This window comes from Pseudomonas sp. FYR_5 (genome assembly GCF_043106315.1).
Lineage (GTDB): Bacteria > Pseudomonadota > Gammaproteobacteria > Pseudomonadales > Pseudomonadaceae > Aquipseudomonas > Aquipseudomonas putida_Y.
In genome coordinates this window covers 1-17,341 of record NZ_JBICMK010000058.1, presented here as the reverse complement: position 1 = coordinate 17,341, position 17,341 = coordinate 1, and the positions used below count along the sequence as shown (strand labels likewise).

Below are 17,341 nucleotides of genomic sequence, written 5' to 3'. Positions count from 1 at the left end.
AATTTCTACCTGCCGTTCACCGTTGCCGCCGCCACCGTATTCGCGGGTAAACCCGCTCCTACAAGGGTTGCGCAAGCCTCAGGCATACGAGGCTGGCGTAGGAGCGGGTTTACCCGCGAATGGGCCGCAAAGCGGCCCCCAGCAATTTAGAAGTCCACGCTAACCCCCACGCTAATGCCCTGCTGCGTCAACTCATCACTCTTGCGCCAGTTGTAGTTCCCGCGCAAATGCACCCCCGCCACCAGTTCATGGCTTACGCCCAGGCTCGCCCGGGTCAGGTCGCTGTGCGGTGTATACCCGGTCAGGGTGAAGTCATTTGCCGGCAAGCTGGTCAGGTGCATCGTCACATCCTGGTCGTCGTCCTCGAACTCATGCTCCTGAGCCACCTCGGCGAAAAGCCGGGTACCTGGCAGTACCTGCACACTGCCCAGCAGCCCCACGCCCAGGCGGCGTGACGTGCGCTCCTGGTCATCGAAGCCAAGCGCCGTCGAGCGCCCGCTCTTCTCGTCGTAGCCATCCACCTTCACCCGCGCATAGTCGGCACTGATGAACGGTGCCAACTGCCAGTTGCTGGTGTCGGCCGCCAGGTTGTAGCCCAGCCGCCCGGACAATGCCCAGGCTTCGCCGTCGGTGTCGCCTTTTTCACTGCGGTCATTCACGCCCAGGGCGAACGTACGCTTGAGGTCGCTGTAGTCCAGGTGCCCGGCGGTCAGCGCCGCGTCGGCCCACCAGCGGTCCTGGCGGTACTGGGCAAAGGCACTGGCCATATAGCTGTTCAGCTTGTAGTCCGAGTCCTGTTCACCGGCTTCCAGCTTCTGCCGGTACGCACCGCCGGCCAGGCCCAGGCGCCAGGCGTCGTTCAGGCGATAGCTGCCGCCCACGGTCAGGTTGTAGCCGCGGCCGTCACCGCTGGCCGCGCTGTGCTGGCCGTCGAAGTCCAGGTCCTGAGCGCCGCTGGCGACAAAGGCTTGCCATTGACCAACTGCTTGCCAAGGCGTCTGCCACTGATTACGCAACTCATCCTGGTGAGCCCGCAGGCTGGCGTGGGCCATTTCCGGTAGCAGGGTCAGTTCCCAGGGGGCTGCGAGGATCGAGTAGGCGTAATCGGCAATCAGCTGCTGACCCGCGATGGTCGGGTGGACCGAGTCGTTGAACAGCAGTTTGGTCGGGTCTGGCGTTGTGCCGTTGATCCCGTACACCGGGTTTTCCACGCAGCTATCGCCGCTGTAGCAGGTGCCGACCAGGTTCTGGTCGCTGGCCAGGCCGAACTGACTGGGGCTGGCCAGCGCCTCGCTCAACAGCGTAGGAATGTTCAGTGGAATGATCTGGGCATCGATCTGCCCTAGCTGGCTGATCAGTGACTGGTTGAACGCAGCGGAGAGCAGTGACAGTGGGTTTTGCTGTGGCGTGCCGCTGAAATTGGGCGTTTGGCCGAGGTCAGGTAGCAGCCAGACCATGATGTAGCGCGCGCCTCCTTGCTGAAGGGCTTGGGCGCTGGCAGCCAGGCGGGCGCCGGCGACTACGGCGTCGGCCGGGCTATTCACCAGGCCCTGCAGGAAGTCGTTACCGCCACCTGTCAGGTAATACAAGGCATTTGGGTCGGCGCGCAGGCCGTTGGCCAGGTAGCCGGGGCGCTCGCGCAGCACCAACCCGGCATTGGGGTTTCCTGGTGGGATGACGGTCTCGGACGTTGTCGTGATCGAGTCCAGGATCTGTTGGGTGGTGTACCCACCAACTGCCCAGTTATTACCATCGGGCTGGATGCCTATGGATGTCGACGGGTTAAGGTCGCCTGGCGCGACGCCCAGGCGGCCACCGAGGATCATCGGTGACACCGGAGCGAAGTTACCGTTGGCATCGCGGTTGGTGAAACGCGCGCCTGGGGTACCGCCGCTCAGGTCGGGAAACTGCCCTGCATCGGCGAGGCTGTCGCCAAACACGATGAGGGTTGAATAGGGCGAAGGGCCGGCCAACGCCTGGCAACAGGCCAGGGCCAGTGAAGCGAGGGTAAAGCGCAATAACGGGGCTTTTCGCATCATGGAACATCCTTTTCTTTGTTTTTATCAGGACAACCCCATCGACCTTAGCAAATCGTCGTGCTTCCCTCCCAAGTCCATTCGTTTCCCCGTGTTTACAGGCATATTGCGCCCGTCGTCCCGGTAGGCTACTGTGCCGGGACGTATGAGCGAGACCTATCCTGTGTTGATCGTCAGCAAACTCTTGATGCGCGTAATCAAGGCCCACGCCCGTTGGCGTTGGCGCGCCTGACTTTATCTCCTGCCGGCCCGCCCGGCCCGTCCCCGTTTGCCTTCTCGTTTACCGCCCGTTGTGGCAAAGCCGCGCCTGTGGCTGGTGCTGGAAGGTTCGAATCATGAAGTCAGTAGATTCAAGAGGTTTAACACCATGTTACTGATGATCGACAATTACGACTCATTCACTTACAACGTCGTTCAGTACCTTGGCGAGCTGGGTGCCGAGGTGAAGGTCATTCGCAATGACGAAATGACAATCGCCCAGATCGAGGCCCTCAACCCTGAGCGCATCGTCGTATCCCCGGGGCCGTGCACTCCAAGTGAGGCAGGCGTGTCCATCGAGGCCATCCTGCATTTCGCCGGGAAGTTGCCAATCCTTGGCGTATGCCTGGGCCACCAGTCAATCGGGCAGGCCTTTGGCGGCGACGTTGTTCGTGCACGCCAGGTCATGCATGGCAAGACCAGCCCGGTATATCACCGCGACCTGGGCGTGTTCGCCAGCCTTAACAACCCGCTGACCGTGACCCGTTACCACTCGCTGGTGGTAAAGCGTGAAACCTTGCCCGACTGCCTGGAAGTTACCGCCTGGACCTCCCATGCTGACGGTTCGGTCGATGAGATCATGGGCCTGCGCCACAAGACGCTGAATATCGAAGGGGTGCAATTCCACCCTGAGTCGATCCTGACCGAGCAGGGCCACGAACTGTTCGCCAATTTCCTCAAGCAGACCGGCGGCCGCCGCTAAGGATCGAACATGGATATCAAGAGTGCGTTGAGCCGTATCGTCGGCCAACTGGACCTTACTACCGAAGAAATGCGCCAGGTCATGCGCCAGATCATGACCGGTCAGTGCAGCGAGGCGCAGATAGGTGCCTTCCTGATGGGCATGCGCATGAAAAGCGAAAGCATCGACGAAATTGTCGGTGCGGTGTCGGTGATGCGTGAACTGGCCGAAAAGGTCGAGCTGCAAAGCCTTGATGGTGTCGTCGACATTGTCGGTACTGGCGGTGACGGCGCCAACATCTTCAACGTATCCACCGCTTCGTCCTTCGTCCTGGCGGCGGCGGGCTGCCCGGTGGCCAAGCATGGTAACCGCGCAGTATCGGGCAAGAGCGGCAGTGCCGACCTGCTGGAAGCTGCCGGCATCTACCTGAACCTGACGCCAACTCAAGTGGCGCGCTGCATCGACAGCCTGGGCATCGGCTTCATGTTCGCGCAAAGTCACCACTCGGCCATGAAACACGCCGCAGGCCCGCGTCGAGAACTGGGGTTGCGCACCCTGTTCAATATGCTCGGCCCGCTTACGAATCCGGCCGGAGTGAAGCACCAGGTGGTCGGTGTGTTCGCGCAAACCCTTTGCCGCCCGCTGGCTGAGGTGCTGCAGCGGCTGGGTAGCAAGCATGTGCTGGTAGTGCACTCGAAGGATGGACTGGACGAGTTCAGCCTGGCGGCACCCACCTTCGTCGCCGAACTGAAAAACGACGAGATCACTGAATATTGGGTCGAGCCGGAAGACCTCGGCATTAAGAGTCAGAGCCTTCATGGCTTGGCAGTCGAGAGCCCGCAGGCTTCGCTGGAGCTGATTCGCGATGCGCTGGGTCGGCGCAAGACCGAGAACGGTCAGAAGGCCGCCGAGATGATCGTGCTTAATGCTGGCGCGGCACTGTATGCCGCTGACCATGCCATGAGCCTGAAAGCCGGTGTAGAACTGGCCCATGATGTACTGCACACCGGCCTGGCCTGGGAGAAGTTGCAGGAATTGGGCGCCTTTACTGCAGTATTCAAGGTGGAGAACGAAGCATGAGTGTGCCGACGGTGCTGGAAAGGATCATTGCCCGCAAATTTCAGGAAGTGGCCGAGCGCAGTGCACGCGTCAGCTTCGCCGAGCTGGAGAGCCTGGCCAAGGCCGCCGACGCCCCGCGTGGCTTCGCCAACGCGCTGATCGAGCAGGCCAAGCGCAAGCAGCCAGCGGTGATTGCCGAAATCAAGAAGGCTTCGCCAAGCAAGGGCGTGATCCGTGAGCACTTCGTGCCGGCGGAAATCGCGGTCAGCTACGAGAAGGGCGGGGCCACCTGCCTGTCGGTGCTGACCGATGTCGATTATTTCCAGGGTGCCGATGAGTACTTGCAGCAGGCCCGCGCAGCGGTTTCGCTGCCGGTGATCCGCAAGGACTTCATGGTCGACCCTTACCAGATCGTCGAAGCCCGGGCCCTGGGGGCAGATTGCGTACTGCTGATCGTGTCGGCGCTGGACGACGTGAAGATGGCTGAACTGGCCGCCACTGCCAAGGACGTCGGCCTCGACGTGCTGGTGGAAGTGCACGATGGCGATGAACTGGAGCGCGCGCTGAAAACCCTGGATACGCCGCTGGTGGGGGTGAACAACCGCAATCTGCACACCTTCGAGGTCAGCCTGGAAACCACCCTTGATCTGCTGCCGCGCATTCCGCGTGACCGTCTGGCGATTACCGAAAGCGGTATTCTCAACCGGGCCGATGTGGAGCTGATGGCAATCAACGAGGTTTACTCGTTCCTGGTGGGGGAGGCGTTCATGCGCGCCGAGCACCCTGGCCTGGAATTACAGCGGCTGTTCTTCCCCGAGCAGGTGAAGAAGACTGTTCAGCACCTGGACTGATCAAATGAAGCCGGCGTTTTTGCCGGCTTTTTTGTACCTGTAATGGCCTCTTCGCGGGCAAGCCCGCTACACGCGCTGTTGTAGGAGCGGGTTTACCCGCGAAGAGACCGGTTAAATCAACATCATAGGTGGATCAATGACCGATCAACCCCTGGCCCTGACTGTCGAACAGGGCCTGCACGCGGAGCAGGAACTGCTGGCCGCCGTCTGCCGCGGCGAACGCGAGAGTGGTGTGCTGTTCTGGCGTCCGACCGACCACGCTCTGGTCATGCCTCGGCGCATGAGCCGGCTGGGCAACTTTGAAGTCGCCTGCGCGGAATTGGCTATTGCTGGCTGGCCGGTGCTGCTGCGAGAAACCGGCGGTGAGCCGGTACCTCAGTCGCATTCGACGGTGAACGTTGCACTGGTCTACGCCGCGCCGCGCAGTGAAGGTGACCACGGCCGTATCGAAAATGCCTACGAGCGCCTGTGTCTGCCGCTGTGCGATGTGCTGCGCGAGTGGGGCGGGGTAGCGTCCGTCGGGGAAATCGACGGGGCCTTCTGCGATGGCCGCTACAACGTCAACCTCAATGGCCGCAAACTGGTGGGTACTGCCCAGCGCTGGCGTCAGGGCCTGGGTGGCAAGCGCCCGGTGGTGCTGGTACACGGTGCGCTGTTGCTGGACAACGAGCGTGAGTCGATGGTGGCGGCGGTCAACCGCTTCAACGAGTGCTGCGAGCTGGAGCAACGCTGTCGCGCTGATGCGCACATCGCCTTGCACGAAGTCGCGCCGGCAGCACCCTGGTTCGAGCGCCTTTCGCAGGCCTACGCCAAGGTACTGGCCGAGTTGCCCAAGGACTAGCGGGTACCGTAGACCACCATGGTCTTGCCCTTGACCTGCACCAGGCTGCGTTCCTCCAAGTCCTTTAGAACGCGGCCGACCATTTCCCGAGAGCAACCGACGATTCGGCCTATTTCCTGACGGGTAATCTTGATTTGCATGCCATCGGGGTGGGTCATGGCGTCCGGCTGCTTGCACAGTTCCAGCAGGCAACGGGCAACTCGCCCGGTCACGTCGAAAAATGCCAAGTCGCCAACCTTGCGGGTAGTGTTGCGCAGGCGCTGGGCCATCTGGCTACCCAGGGCGTAGAGGATTTCAGGGTCCTGGCGCGCCAGTTCGCGAAATTTCTCGTAGCTGATTTCGGCCACTTCACATTCGGTCTTGGCGCGTACCCAGGCACTGCGCTGCTGTTCGCCATCAATGGGCTCGAACAGGCCTAGCTCGCCAAAGAAATCGCCATTGTTGAGGTAGGCAATGATCATTTCATGGCCGTCGTCGTCCTCGATGAGGATGGTGACCGAACCCTTGATGATGAACGACAGTGTCTCGGCCCGGTCGCCGGCGCAGATGATGTTGCTTTTGGCGGTGTAGCGGCGGCGCTGGCAGTGTACCAGCAGCTTGTCGATGTTCTTTATCTTGGCGGGTAGGGCGGAGGCAACCATCACGAAATCCTGTTCGATATGACGCATAGGCTTTGTATAGAGGTTGGCTGACGGAAAGCGCCAGTCATTTGGCGCCAGCTTATCAGACACTACAGGATGTTTCGGTACTAAACCGACACATCTCCTGCTTTTCCCACAGCCGCACAAGGTCTAAGCTGACACCCTTTTCCGAAAATCAGGAGTCCGGGTAGATGAAGGCACGTATCCAGTGGGCCGGTGAGGCAATGTTCCTCGGCGAATCGGGGAGCGGCCATGTCGTCGTGATGGACGGCCCGCCCGAGGCCGGCGGCCGCAACCTGGGCGTGCGACCGATGGAAATGCTGTTGCTGGGCCTGGGTGGCTGCAGCAGCTTTGACGTGGTGAGCATCCTGAAGAAGTCGCGCCAGGCAGTGGAAAGCTGCGAGGCATTTCTTGAGGCGGAGCGCGCAAACGAAGACCCGAAGGTGTTCACCAAGATTCATATGAACTTCGTGGTGAAGGGGCGTGGGCTGAAAGAAGCGCAGGTCAAGCGGGCGGTGGAGCTGTCGGCGGAAAAGTACTGCTCGGCTTCGATCATGCTTGAGCGTGCCGGGGTTGAGATTACCCATGGGTATGAAATCGTGGAGCTGGGTTAAGGCTGAGATTCCGGCGCCGCTTTGCAGCCCTTGTGGGAGCGGGTGAACCCGCTCCCACATCTGGCCCAGGGCGGCCTTCAGTTGCGCAGGGCCGGAAGGGCCATCCGCAGCCATTGCGGAAGACTGCTTCTTAGCGCCTGGCTCATCCGCTCCCGGTGCTTCTGGTAAATCAGCCCAAGCCAGATAACCCCCAGCCCGATAAAGGTCACCACCACTGGGAACAGTAGCGACTGGGCAAACACCTCATACGCTAGGTACCCCAGGTAAGCGGCCACTCCCAGCGCACCAAACACCATGAACACCGGCCGGCGCAGCAGCACCGCCATGCCCATCAGCGCAATGTTGATCAGGCAGTACAGGGCCTTGCCCAACTCACTGCCGCTGTCCAGCAGCGTCAACCCGCCCCAGAATGCTGCCAGCCCGGCCAGATAACCCCAACGGGCGTAGTCTTCACGCGTGCGGCCGTCTATCACGACGAAAACCACCAGCAAGCCCAACCCAAACCACAGTGATACGTGGCGGCGCTGCTCCCAGCTGAACGGGGAGCCGAAGAACCACTCGCTAAGGTCCATCGACATGAACCACAAGGCCACGGCTACTGGCATGACGACGAACGGGTAGGGGATCAACCGCAGCATTAGCAGGCCGGCAAGCACCGTGGCTGCTTCCATCGCCAGCCAGCCGCCCTGCACGTAGGTGTAGTACTGATGGTAGTCGGCCTGCGTATCGTCCAGTGGCCACCAGCCGAACATGCGTTCGATAGCGAATACCGCCAGCGGCACGATGCTGACTGCAACGGCAGCCAGTACGCCAGCAGCGACGGGTTGGGCGCGGCGCTGCAGATTGAGGGCGAGCAAGGTGATCAGCAGGATGTAGAGGCTGGCGATGATCAACAGCGCGCCGTCACCGAGGCTCATCCAGGCCTCGGTGAGCAACCAGCCCATGGCCGCCATGATCAGCATGGCGCCAAAGTAGAAGGCAACATGGGCCAGCTGGAAGCTGCCACGAGGTGCGGGTTGCTGGCGCAGGAATGCCAGCAGGCTTTGATCCTGACCCGGCTGGAGAATGCCTGCTTGCACGGCGCGCGCCAGGTCCTTGGCGTCGAATCGATCCGTCATGGTGATACCTTCAGATGCGGTATGTGCTCTTGGTCATGACCTTGGCCAGCAAGCTCATGCCAAAGCGGACGGGGGCCGGAAAGCGATAACCACCGGCTTCCAGTGCAGACTCGGCGTGTTGCTCTTCGTCAATGCGCATTTGCTCGAGAATGGCTCGGGATTTTTCATCTTCGTGCGGCAATTGCTCCAGGTGCTCGTCGAGGTGCTTGCACACCTGATGTTCGGTAGCGGCGACGAAGCCCAGGCTGACCTTGTCGCTGACCAGTCCGGCGAGTGCGCCGATGCCGAACGACATGCCGTAGAACAGCGGGTTGAGCACGCTCGGGTGGCTGTTCAGCTGGCGAATGCGCTGTTCGCACCAGGCCAGGTGATCCACTTCTTCCTCGGCGGCATGCTCCATGGCCTTGCGCACTTCCGGGAGCTTGGCGGTCAGGGCCTGGCCTTGGTACAGCGCCTGGGCGCAGACTTCACCGGTATGGTTGATGCGCATCAGCCCGGCAATATGACGGGCCTGTTGCTCGTCCAGGTCGGCATCTGGCTGGACGATGGCCGGCGATGGCCGGGCGGGTTGGCCGCTGAATGGCAGCAAGGTGCGCATGGCAGTATCGGCCTGCAGCAACAAGCGGTCGAGCGGCGAGTAGTGACGTTCGGTAGCCATCGGGCACCTCCGCAAGAATGTGCCCGACAGTTTACCGCAATAGCGGCGGGGTCGCTTGCCGTGGGTCAGCCCGGCGGCCAGTTCATCTGGCGCTGGCCAAGCACGTGCATATGGATGTGGTAGACGGTCTGGCCGCCTTTGGGGTTGCAGTTCATGACCACGCGGAAACCTTCCTCGCAGCCTTGTTCGACAGCCAGGCGCTGGGCGGTGAACAAGATGTGGCCAGCCAGGGCCTTGTCTTCTTCGGTCAGGTCATTGAGGGTGCGAATGTGCTTTTTCGGGATGACCAGAAAATGTACCGGTGCCGCGGGTGCAATGTCCTTGAAGGCCAGGATCTGGTCGTCTTCATAGATGATATCTGCCGGGATTTCCCGGTTGATGATTTTGAGGAATAGATCGTCCACAGCACTTGCTCCATGGTGAGGGTCGGGCCGAGTGTACTCAGCCGGGCGCCGCTCGCCCAGTGGCTATTCCATACCGATGGGGCAATAGCGGCGGTGGATGGCCCCAGCCAGCTTGCGCACCAGCCAGCGCGGCAGCAAACGCGGGGCGAACGCCAGCCAGCGGTTGCGCCGGCCGGGCATGATCAGTGCGCGGTTCTTGTCCAGCGCCCGTACGGTGTACAGCGCCACTTCCTCGGCGCTGAGACAGCGCGACTTGCCATCTAGCCGCGCAATGCGCCGGCGTGCGGAACGTACTGGGCCAGGGCACAGTACAGAGACCTTGATGCCGGTGCGCTTGAGTTCTTCGCGCAGGGCCTGGGAAAAGCTCAACACGTAGGCCTTGCTAGCGGCATAGGCGGCCATCCATGGGCCAGGCGCCACCCCGGCCAGGCCGGCGACGTTGAGAATCTGCCCGCCACCCTGCACAGCCATCAGGTTACCGATGGCGTGGCACAGGCGGCTCAGGGCCAGCACGTTGACCTCCAGCAGGTCTTGTTCGTCTGCCCATTCATGGGCCAGGAACGGCCCATAGGTGCGCAAGCCCGCGCAGTTGACCAGCAAATCGATACGCCGCTCACCTTCTTCCAGCTCTAGCACGAAGCCTGAAAGGCGCAACGGCTGGCTGAGGTCGCAGGCGCGGAACAGCACCTCGACACCGAAACGCTGGGTCAGCTCCATGGCGACAGGCTCCAGCGTTTCTCGTTGGCGTGCCACCAGGATCAGGTTGCGCCCGCGCCGTGCCAGCGCTTCCGCCAAGGCCAGGCCCAGGCCGCTGGAAGCACCAGTGATCATGGCGTAACGGGTCATGCAAGGCTCCTGGGGGCGGAAGAGGGCGCCTAGTGTACAACTTGCCCGTGCAAGGTGTTGCCTTTTGCTACAGGGCGCGGTCCCGCAAAACCTGGCAGCGTTCCAGGGTTTGTCGGTACTCGCCATGCAGGCGCTCGATCAATGCGCTGGCGCTGGGCAGGTCATGGATGGCTCCGACGCCCTGGCCCGCTGACCATACGGTCTTCCAGGCCTTGGCTTCGTCATCGATCGGCTTGAGCTTGCCTTGCACGTGCCCCCCCTTGAGGGCGTTCATGTCGTAGCCGGCCTGCTCCAGGCTCTGACGCAGGAAGCTGGCGGGGATACCGGACACCACGGGTGTGTGGATGATGTCGGCGGCATGGGCATCCAGCAGCATCTGTTTGTAGGCGCCCTGAGCCTGGCTTTCTGTGGTGGCGATGAAGCGCGTGCCCATGTACGCCAGGTCCGCCCCCAGCAGTTGTGCGGCCAGGATTTCGTGGCCGTGGTTAATGCAGCCAGCCAGCAGCAGGGTCTTGTCGAAGAACTGGCGAATTTCTGCGGCCAGGGCGAACGGGCTCCAGGTGCCGGCATGGCCGCCCGCGCCTGCGGCGACGGCGATAAGGCCATCGACACCAGCTTCGGCGGCCTTTTCGGCATGCCGGCGGGTGGTGACATCATGAAACACCAGGCCGCCGTAGCTGTGTACGGCATCGACCACTTCCTTCACCGCGCCCAGGCTGGTGATGACGATCGGCACCCGGTGCTCCACGCACAAGGCTAGGTCGGCCTGCAGGCGCGGGTTGGTCGGGTGGACGATCAGGTTGACGGCGTAGGGCGCTGGCGCCTGCAGTTGAGCCAGGCCAGCCTCGATCTCTTCCAGCCAGGCCTTGAAGCCCGCGCTATCGCGTTGGTTCAGGGCCGGGAAACTGCCAACCGCGCCGTTGGCGCAGCAGGCCAGCACCAGTTGGGGGTTGGAGATGAGGAACATCGGCGCAGCAACCACGGGCAGCCGCAGGCGTTGTTCGAGCGAGGCAGGTAGCGACATGGCAAGGCTCCTTGAGCGGGTGGCTATGTCAGAACGGTTTCACCACCACCAGAATTACGATAGCCAGCAGGATCAGCACGGGCACTTCGTTGAACCAGCGATAGTAGACATGGCTGCGGGTGTTGGTGCCGTTGGCGAAGCGTTTGCGCTGGGCACCGCACACGTGATGGTAGCCGGTCAGCAGGATGACCAGGGTGAGCTTGGCATGCAGCCATCCCTGGCTCAGCCAGCCGGGGGTGAGGTACAGCATCCAGATGCCAAAAACGTAGGTGGCGATCATCGCCGGGTTCATGATGCCGCGGTACAGCTTGCGCTCCATGGTCACGAAGCGATCCTGGCTGATGCTGTCCTGGCTCTGGGCGTGGTAGACGAACAGCCTGGGCAGGTAGAACAGGCCGGCGAACCAGCAGACCACGCTGACGATATGCAGCGCTTTGATCCATAGGTAAAGCATGGAGGAGTTCCTTCAGGTAATCACGGTCGTCAGATAGTAGTGGTCAAGCGCCCGAAGGGTCACCCGAAGAGTTGTTACAGGCGCCCCGCGCCCCTATTATCGTGCGCTTTCCAGACGGCTCGTTGATAAGGGGCAAGCGTTATGATCAAGGTCGGTATCGTCGGCGGCACGGGTTACACCGGCGTCGAACTGTTGCGTCTGCTGGCACAGCATCCACAGGCCGAAGTGGCGGTCATCACTTCGCGCTCCGAGGCGGGCGTGGCGGTGGCGGACATGTACCCGAACCTGCGCGGCCACTATGACGGGCTGGCGTTCAGCGTACCGGACAGCAAGGCTTTGGCTGCCTGCGATGTGGTGTTCTTCGCCACGCCGCATGGTGTTGCCCACGCCCTGGCTGGTGAGCTGCTGGCGGCCGGTACCAAGGTGATCGACCTGTCGGCCGACTTCCGCCTGCAGGATGCGGCCGAGTGGGGCAAGTGGTACGGTCAGCCCCATGGCGCGCCAGAGCTGCTCAAGGACGCTGTGTATGGCCTGCCTGAAGTCAACCGCGAGAAGATCCGCCAGGCTCGCCTGATCGCTGTGCCGGGTTGCTATCCGACCGCCACCCAGCTGGGCTTCCTGCCGCTGCTGGAAGCAGGGCTGGCTGACCCGTCGCGCCTGATCGCCGACTGCAAGTCGGGCGTCAGCGGTGCAGGCCGTGGTGCGGCAGTGGGCTCGCTGTTCTGCGAAGCCGGCGAAAGCATGAAAGCATACGCGGTGAAGGGCCATCGCCACCTGCCGGAGATCAGCCAAGGCTTGCGCCTGGCCGCGGGCAAGGACATCGGGCTGACTTTCGTGCCGCATCTGACGCCGATGATCCGCGGCATCCATGCCACCCTGTACGCGAATGTGGTCGATACCTCGGTCGACCTGCAGGCGCTGTACGAGAAGCGCTACGCCGACGAACCGTTCGTCGACGTGATGCCAGCTGGCAGCCATCCGGAAACCCGCAGCGTGCGCGGCGCCAACGTTTGTCGCATTGCGGTTCATCGTCCGCAGGGTGGTGACCTGGTGGTGGTGCTGTCGGTGATCGACAACCTGGTCAAGGGCGCCTCCGGCCAGGCGGTACAGAACCTCAACATTCTGTTCGGCCTGGATGAGCGCATGGGCCTGGCCCATGCCGGCTTGCTGCCGTAAGCAGCCAGCGTTCGAAAAGGCCCGCGTCGTGCGGGCCTTTTTGTATGTCGCGACTAAAGCCGCACAATTCTTGACCGATTTTCTCGGGAAAGCGGATAATGCGCGTCATCGAGTTTTATGGCGGCTACCGCGCCGGGAGAATCAACATGAGTGTCGAAACCTTCACCCCTACCGGCCTGGAGTTCACCCATGGGGCAGCCCAGAAGGTGAAAAACCTGGTCAATGAGGAAGGCAATGAACGTCTGAAACTGCGGGTGTTCGTGACCGGTGGTGGTTGCTCGGGCTTCCAGTATGGCTTTACGTTTGATGAAGATGTGGCCGAAGATGACACCATCGTCGAGCGCGAGGGCGTTTCCCTGGTGGTCGACCCGATGAGCTTCCAGTACCTGGCCGGCGCCGAAGTGGACTACCAGGAAGGCCTGGAAGGTTCGCGTTTCGTTATCAAGAATCCGAATGCCGCCACCACCTGTGGTTGCGGCTCGTCGTTCTCGATCTGAGGCTTCGCCAGAAAGCAAAACGCCGCGCAATTGCGCGGCGTTTTGCTTTCTGGCGAAGCGGTCATGCCGGGTAGATCGCGCCCAGTATGCGCAACCCTTTGGCGGCAGTAACGGTGGGGCGGTTGGCAGCGATGCCTTCCAGGCAGCAATGGGCCAGCCAGGCAAAGGCCATGGCCTCGACCCAATCCGGGTCCACACCATGGGCGCCAGTGCTGGCGACATGGGCTTCGGGTAACAACTGACCGAGGCGGGCCATCAGCGCACCGTTACGTGCGCCACCACCACATACAAGAAGCGCTTCAGTGGCTTGCTGGGCGTTGCTCAACGACTCGATGATGCTGCGAGCGGTCAGCTCCAGCAGTGTTGCCTGTACGTCTTCGTCGCGGTAAACGGGTAGGCGGGCCAGGTGAGCATCCAGCCAAGGCAGGTTGAATACCTCGCGGCCGGTGCTCTTCGGGCCGCTGCCGGCGAAGAACGGGTCGCTGAGCAACGCGTTGAGCAAGCCGGCTTGCACAACCCCTGAGGCAGCCCAGGCACCATCGGTATCGTAGGCCTGGCCAAGTTTTCGCTCGATCCAGGCGTCCAGCAGCACATTACCCGGGCCACAGTCGAAGCCGTGGACCGGTTTATCGTGTTCGATCAGGCTCAGGTTGCTGAAGCCGCCCACGTTCAGGATTGCCAGTCGCTGGCCAAGGTGGCTGAACAGGGTTTCGTGGAAGGCAGGCACCAGCGGCGCGCCTTGGCCGCCGGCTGCCACATCGCGGCGGCGGAAGTCGGCGACCACACTGATGCCAGTAAGCTCGGCGAGCAGCGCCGGGTTGCCGATCTGCACGGTAAAACCACGTGCCGGCTCGTGGCGGATGGTCTGGCCGTGGCTGCCAATGGCGCGGATGGCTTCCGCCTTCAGGCCTTGGCGAGCCAGCAATTGGTGGATACCTTCGCCTGCCAGGCTAGCCCAGCGGTTTTCTGCCAGCGCCGCACGTGCGATCTCGTCAGGGCCGCTGCTGCACAGGGCAAGCAGCTCCTGACGCAAGTCGTTGGGCATTGGCAGGTAATGGGTGGCGAGCAGCTCAAGCTGCTCGTCTTGTTCGACCAGGGCAATGTCCAGGCCATCAAGGCTGGTGCCGGACATCACCCCCAGATAGAGCGCCATGGCTTAGCGCTTGTTCGCTGCGAGCAGAGTTGCCTTTTCCTGGTCCATACGGGCAATCAGTGGTTGGCTCTGCTGCAAGAAGCGCTGGCGCTCGTTTCTGGCGATCGGGTCGGCCATCGGCACTTTCTGACTCAGCGGATCGACGTGCACGCCGTTGACCTGAAACTCGTAGTGCAGGTGTGGGCCGGTAGACAGGCCAGTGGTGCCGATATAGCCAATGATCTGGCCCTGCTTGACCGTGCTGCCGGTCTTGATGCCCTTGGCGAAGCCTTGCATATGGCCATACAGCGTCTTGTAACGGTTACCGTGCTGGATAATCACGGTATTGCCGTAGCCGCCTCGGCGACCGGCCAGTTCGATACGGCCGTCACCAGCTGCCTTGATCGGTGTACCGCGGGGAGCTGCGTAGTCGACGCCCTTGTGGGCGCGGATCTTGTTCAGGATCGGGTGCTTGCGGCCGGCGGAAAAGCGCGAGCTGATGCGGGCGAAGTCGACCGGGGTACGGATGAAGGCCTTGCGCAGGCTGTTGCCGTCGGCGGTGTAGTAGCTAGTGTTGCCCTGCTTGTTGGTATAGCGCACGGCGGTATAGGTCTTGCCGCGGTTGGTGAAGCGGGCGGACAGGATATTGCCGGTACCGACAACCTTGCCGTCTATCACTTTCTGCTCATAGACCACGTCGAATTCGTCGCCCGGGCGAATATCCTGAGCGAAGTCGATGTCGTAACCCAGCACGCGGGCCAGGCTCATGGTCATGCTGTGGGACAGGCCGGCGCGTTGGGCTGATGCCGACAGCGAACTCTTGATCACACCGTGGGCATAGGCGGTACGCACCACCGGCTTGCTGACTTCACGATTGAAGGTGTAGCCCTTGGCAGTCTTGGTCAGGTGAATGGTTTCGAGGCTGCTGACCTTGCTGCTCAGGCTGGCCAGTTGGCCATCCTTGTCGAGCTCGAACTGCAGCACTTGGCCGTGCTTGAGCTGGCTGAACTGCTTGGCCTGCTTGTTACTTGCCAGCAGGTCATGCACTGCATTGGCCGGCAGGCCAACCTTGGCGAACAGGGTTGACAGTGTATCGCCACGGGCCACGGTGATCTCGCGGTGGCCTGGTTCTTTGGTAGCTTCGGCGGCCGGGGCTTTCTGTTCGGCCTTCTGAGTCTCGGGGGCTGCGTCTTCGATCTGGACGAAAGGCGAGTTTTGCCCGCGTTCTGCCTGCACCAGTGCCGCAGCACGGGTCTCGTCTTTCAACTGCTCGGCAGGGCTCTCCAGCTCGAGGTTGAGGGTGGTTTTCTTGGCTTCCACTTCGCTGGATGGAAATACCAGTAGAGCCAAGCTGAGCAGGGCGGCAATGCCGCTGGCGGCCAACAGATGGCTTTTCGGATAAAGCGGGGGCGCTTTAGGCGGTTCGTTGGTCATAGGCAAGGTGACTTTGAAAAAGTGAAATGGAAAAGATGAATGACATGATGAAGATGAAATAACTGTATAAAATATAACCAAATCCATTTTCACGCAAGGGCGCGTAGACGCCGCAAGCCTGTCCCCGGGTCACATTCCTTTGCGAAACTTGTATTTGACAGCCGATCTTGTATGGTTGGCTCCCCCTGAATCTGAGCCTTGCGGGTTTGTCTATGAAGTCGGTTGAAGAGCAGCTGGCGCTTATCAAGCGCGGTGCGGAAGAAGTACTGGTCGAGTCGGAACTGGTGGAGAAGCTCAAGCGCGGCCAGCCTCTGCGCATCAAGGCTGGCTTCGACCCGACTGCACCTGACCTGCACCTTGGTCACACGGTGCTGATCAACAAGCTGCGTCAGTTCCAGGAGCTGGGTCATCAGGTCATCTTCCTTATCGGTGATTTCACCGGCATGATCGGCGACCCCAGTGGCAAAAGTGCCACCCGCCCGCCGCTGACGCGTGAGCAGGTGCTGGATAACGCCGAGACTTACAAGCAGCAGGTGTTCAAGATCCTCGATCCTGCCAAGACCGAAGTCGCGTTCAACTCCACCTGGATGGACAAGCTGACCCCCGCTGACTTCATTCGTCTGGCGTCGCAGTACACTGTGGCGCGCATGCTGGAGCGTGACGACTTCGACAAGCGCTACACCACCAATCAGCCGATTGCCATCCACGAGTTCCTCTACCCGCTGGTGCAAGGCTACGACTCGGTGGCGCTGAAGGCGGATGTAGAGCTGGGTGGTACCGATCAGAAGTTCAACCTGCTGATGGGGCGCGAGCTGCAGCGCGCCTATGGTCAGGAAGCGCAGAACATCGTGACCATGCCACTGCTCGAAGGGCTCGACGGCGTGAAGAAGATGTCCAAGTCGCTGGGTAACTATGTCGGCATCCAGGAAGCGCCGGGGGTGATGTACAGCAAGCTTGTGTCTATCCCGGATACCCTGATGTGGCGTTACTTCGAGCTGCTGAGCTTCCGTTCGATGGAAGAAATCGAGCAGTTCCGTACCGACGTCGCCAACGGCGCCAACCCGCGTGACATCAAGATCAAGTTGGCGGAAGAAATTGTGGCGCGCTTCCATGGTGAGGAGGCTGCGGCCAGTGCTCACCGTGCTGCCGGTAACCGTATGAAGGAAGGCGAGCTGCCGGAGGACTTGCCGGAGATCGAAGTGGCTGCGGCGGAAGACCTGCCAATTGCTGCGGTGCTGAACCGGGCTGGTCTGGTCAAGAACTCGGCACAGGCGCGAGACTTGCTGAATAGCGGCGCGGTGAAAGTTGATGGTGCAGTGGTCGACAAGGACTTCATGTTTGTCCTTGGTGCTACCCATGTGTGCCAGGCGGGCAAGAAGTCGTTTGGCCGGGTTACCCTCAAGGCTGAGTGATTGCCTGGATGGTGTAGCTATATAGAAGCGGGGAGGCTGGTAGGCCTCCCCGCTTTGTTTTTGGGGTTTGGTGGTTGCTGTTGTAGGGGGAGGGGGCTGTTTTGAGAGGGTGTTGGCGGTGAGATGTGTCCGCCACAACCCTTGCAGTGCCTGTGAGATCGAGCGCCGCCCGCGCGGCGCTTCGCGGGTAAACCCGCTCCTACG

Annotated in this window: 18 protein-coding genes; 8 read left to right on the top strand and 10 right to left on the bottom strand. The window is 61.5% G+C overall.

Translation table 11 applies throughout. The features are described from left to right. Positions 1 to 146 precede the first annotated feature (146 nt). Positions 147 to 2,036, bottom strand: coding sequence for an esterase EstP (gene estP, locus ACF8RA_RS09120; protein ID WP_392519098.1), 1,890 nt, complete (start codon positions 2,034 to 2,036; stop codon positions 147 to 149). A gap of 367 nt (positions 2,037 to 2,403) precedes the next feature. On the opposite strand from estP, the gene ACF8RA_RS09115 reads away from it, so the two are divergent. The 4 genes from ACF8RA_RS09115 to ACF8RA_RS09100 all read left to right on the top strand — a co-directional run bounded on the left by ACF8RA_RS09115 (position 2,404) and on the right by ACF8RA_RS09100 (position 5,727). Beyond that, positions 2,404 to 2,997, top strand: a complete 594-nt coding sequence (locus tag ACF8RA_RS09115; RefSeq protein ID WP_003255531.1) for an aminodeoxychorismate/anthranilate synthase component II — start codon at positions 2,404 to 2,406, stop codon at positions 2,995 to 2,997. A gap of 9 nt (positions 2,998 to 3,006) precedes the next feature. Further along, positions 3,007 to 4,056: an anthranilate phosphoribosyltransferase gene (gene trpD, locus ACF8RA_RS09110; protein WP_176683488.1), complete on the top strand. Its 1,050-nt coding sequence runs from the start codon at positions 3,007 to 3,009 to the stop codon at positions 4,054 to 4,056. After that, entirely contained in the window at positions 4,053 to 4,886 is an 834-nt protein-coding gene (gene trpC / locus ACF8RA_RS09105) for an indole-3-glycerol phosphate synthase TrpC (protein WP_176683487.1), read from the top strand. Before trpD ends, trpC begins: the two co-directional genes overlap by 4 nt. A gap of 136 nt (positions 4,887 to 5,022) precedes the next feature. Then, complete coding sequence (locus ACF8RA_RS09100) at positions 5,023 to 5,727, top strand: lipoate--protein ligase family protein (protein WP_209968346.1); 705 nt, start codon at positions 5,023 to 5,025, stop codon at positions 5,725 to 5,727. Here ACF8RA_RS09100 and crp read toward each other — a convergent pair. Continuing rightward, positions 5,724 to 6,368, bottom strand: coding sequence for a cAMP-activated global transcriptional regulator CRP (gene crp, locus ACF8RA_RS09095; protein WP_176683485.1), 645 nt, complete (start codon positions 6,366 to 6,368; stop codon positions 5,724 to 5,726). The two genes, ACF8RA_RS09100 and crp, sit on opposite strands and share 4 nt — an antisense overlap. Before the next feature lie 191 nt (positions 6,369 to 6,559). Here crp and ACF8RA_RS09090 point away from each other — a divergent pair, with 191 nt between their 5' ends. Then, on the top strand, positions 6,560 to 6,982 hold the full coding sequence (locus ACF8RA_RS09090) for an OsmC family protein (RefSeq protein ID WP_176683484.1): 423 nt from the start codon (positions 6,560 to 6,562) through the stop codon (positions 6,980 to 6,982). A 77-nt stretch (positions 6,983 to 7,059) separates the two neighbouring features. Here ACF8RA_RS09090 and ACF8RA_RS09085 read toward each other — a convergent pair whose 3' ends face one another. From ACF8RA_RS09085 to hemJ, 6 genes are all read right to left on the bottom strand, one after another. Continuing rightward, complete coding sequence (locus ACF8RA_RS09085) at positions 7,060 to 8,100, bottom strand: DUF2157 domain-containing protein (protein WP_176683483.1); 1,041 nt, start codon at positions 8,098 to 8,100, stop codon at positions 7,060 to 7,062. A 10-nt stretch (positions 8,101 to 8,110) separates the two neighbouring features. Beyond that, positions 8,111 to 8,758 carry a 2-polyprenyl-3-methyl-6-methoxy-1,4-benzoquinone monooxygenase gene (gene coq7 / locus ACF8RA_RS09080; RefSeq protein ID WP_176683482.1) on the bottom strand — a complete coding sequence of 216 codons (648 nt, stop codon included), beginning with the start codon at positions 8,756 to 8,758 and terminating at the stop codon, positions 8,111 to 8,113. Positions 8,759 to 8,823: 65 nt separating this feature from the next. Further along, on the bottom strand, positions 8,824 to 9,162 hold the full coding sequence (locus ACF8RA_RS09075) for a histidine triad nucleotide-binding protein (protein ID WP_003255518.1): 339 nt from the start codon (positions 9,160 to 9,162) through the stop codon (positions 8,824 to 8,826). A 63-nt stretch (positions 9,163 to 9,225) separates the two neighbouring features. Beyond that, positions 9,226 to 10,008 carry an SDR family NAD(P)-dependent oxidoreductase gene (locus tag ACF8RA_RS09070; RefSeq protein ID WP_392461662.1) on the bottom strand — a complete coding sequence of 261 codons (783 nt, stop codon included), beginning with the start codon at positions 10,006 to 10,008 and terminating at the stop codon, positions 9,226 to 9,228. Between the two features lie 67 nt (positions 10,009 to 10,075). Further along, positions 10,076 to 11,032 carry an NAD(P)H-dependent flavin oxidoreductase gene (locus tag ACF8RA_RS09065; protein ID WP_392519095.1) on the bottom strand — a complete coding sequence of 319 codons (957 nt, stop codon included), beginning with the start codon at positions 11,030 to 11,032 and terminating at the stop codon, positions 10,076 to 10,078. 28 nt (positions 11,033 to 11,060) lie between these two features. Then, entirely contained in the window at positions 11,061 to 11,486 is a 426-nt protein-coding gene (hemJ, locus tag ACF8RA_RS09060; RefSeq protein ID WP_176683479.1) for a protoporphyrinogen oxidase HemJ, read from the bottom strand. Positions 11,487 to 11,627: 141 nt separating this feature from the next. Here hemJ and argC point away from each other — a divergent pair, with 141 nt between their 5' ends. Continuing rightward, on the top strand, positions 11,628 to 12,662 hold the full coding sequence (argC, locus tag ACF8RA_RS09055) for an N-acetyl-gamma-glutamyl-phosphate reductase (RefSeq protein WP_176683478.1): 1,035 nt from the start codon (positions 11,628 to 11,630) through the stop codon (positions 12,660 to 12,662). A gap of 146 nt (positions 12,663 to 12,808) precedes the next feature. Then, positions 12,809 to 13,159: an iron-sulfur cluster insertion protein ErpA gene (gene erpA, locus ACF8RA_RS09050; RefSeq protein ID WP_003255511.1), complete on the top strand. Its 351-nt coding sequence runs from the start codon at positions 12,809 to 12,811 to the stop codon at positions 13,157 to 13,159. Between the two features lie 61 nt (positions 13,160 to 13,220). Here the strand turns inward: erpA and ACF8RA_RS09045 are convergent, their stop codons facing one another. Both ACF8RA_RS09045 and ACF8RA_RS09040 read right to left on the bottom strand, forming a co-directional pair. After that, positions 13,221 to 14,312 carry an anhydro-N-acetylmuramic acid kinase gene (locus tag ACF8RA_RS09045; RefSeq protein ID WP_392519093.1) on the bottom strand — a complete coding sequence of 364 codons (1,092 nt, stop codon included), beginning with the start codon at positions 14,310 to 14,312 and terminating at the stop codon, positions 13,221 to 13,223. Between the two features lie 3 nt (positions 14,313 to 14,315). Then, the gene (locus ACF8RA_RS09040; protein ID WP_392519091.1) at positions 14,316 to 15,725 is read right to left on the bottom strand and encodes a peptidoglycan DD-metalloendopeptidase family protein; all 1,410 of its coding nucleotides are present in this window, start codon (positions 15,723 to 15,725) and stop codon (positions 14,316 to 14,318) included. Between the two features lie 212 nt (positions 15,726 to 15,937). Here ACF8RA_RS09040 and tyrS point away from each other — a divergent pair, with 212 nt between their 5' ends. Then, positions 15,938 to 17,137 carry a tyrosine--tRNA ligase gene (gene tyrS, locus ACF8RA_RS09035; protein ID WP_176683475.1) on the top strand — a complete coding sequence of 400 codons (1,200 nt, stop codon included), beginning with the start codon at positions 15,938 to 15,940 and terminating at the stop codon, positions 17,135 to 17,137. Positions 17,138 to 17,341: the final 204 nt, after the last annotated feature.